This is a genomic window from Streptomyces sp. NPDC088747 (assembly GCF_044751025.1).
Lineage (GTDB): Bacteria > Actinomycetota > Actinomycetes > Streptomycetales > Streptomycetaceae > Streptomyces.
On the sequence record NZ_JBIVKZ010000038.1, the window covers coordinates 1 to 1,193 of the forward strand.

The window sequence follows — 1,193 nt, forward strand, 5'->3', positions numbered from 1 at the left end:
CTAGTGAGCTGGTTTTGAGTTCTCCCGTCGCCACTTGAGTCGTGTTCTGTTTCGGATTGTGGCTTGGGCGGTGACGGGGCTGGTGGTTTGCGGTCTGCTGTGGGGATGGGCGACAGCAGGCTTGCGCCGCTGGTGTTATCCGATGCCGAGCGGCGGACGTTGCAGGGATGGGCCCGGCGCCGGACGACCGCGCAGGGCCTGGCCCTTCGGGCACGGATCGTGCTGGCCTGCGCGGACGGCGGCAGCAATATCGCGGTGGCCGCGCGGCTGGGCGTCAACCGGGGCACCGTGACCAAGTGGCGGGCGAGATTCCTGCGCGACCGGCTGGACGGGCTCAGCGACGAGCCGCGCCCCGGGGTGCCACGCACCATCACCGACGCCCAGGTGGAGGAGGTGGTGGTGCGCACACTGGAGGAGACCCCCGGGGGAGCGACGCACTGGTCGAAGCGAGAGCTGGCCAGGGTCGTGGGGATCTCCCCGGCGAGCGTGCTGCGGATCTGGCACGCCTTCGGCCTCCAGCCATGGCGGACCGAGACCTTCAAGATTTCCCCGGACCCGCTGCTGATCGACAAGATCCGCGATGTCGTCGGCCTCTACCTGGCCCCGCCGGCCAACGCCGCGGTGTTTGCGGTGGACGAGAAGCCGCAGATCCAGGCCCTGGAACGGACCGCGCCGGTGCTGCCCATGCTGCCCGGAGTGCCCGAGCGGCGCAGCTTCGACTACGTCCGGCACGGCACCGTCGATCTGTTCGCCGCCCTGAACACCGCGACGGGCAAAGTGATCTCGAAGCTGTCCGCGCAGCACCGGGCCGTGGACTTCCGTGACTTCCTCGACGAGATCGACTGCCAGACCGAGCCCGGCCTGGCAGTCCACGTGATCTGCGACAACCTCTCCGCCCACAAGGCGCCGGCGGTGCACAAGTGGCTGCTCGCGCACCCTCGCTTCCGCCTCCACTTCACGCCCACCTACTCGTCGTGGATCAACCAGGTCGAACGATGGTTCGCCGAGTTGGAACGGCGCTGTCTCGAACGCGGGGTGTTCTGCTCCCTCGACAACCTCAAGGCCGCACTCGAGGACTGGATCAAGGTCTGGAACGACCAGGCCAGGCCCTTCAAATGGACCAAGACCGCCGACCAGATCCTCGACCGCATCTGCCGCTACTGCTCACGCATCTCCGAACCAGCTCACTAGGC

1 protein-coding gene is annotated in these 1,193 nt (G+C 67.7%); it reads left to right on the top strand.

What is annotated here, in order from left to right:
- The first annotated feature begins 105 nt into the window (after positions 1-105).
- Entirely contained in the window at positions 106-1,191 is a 1,086-nt protein-coding gene (locus tag ACIP79_RS42315) for an IS630 family transposase (RefSeq protein WP_401233343.1), read from the top strand.
- Positions 1,192-1,193 lie beyond the last annotated feature (2 nt).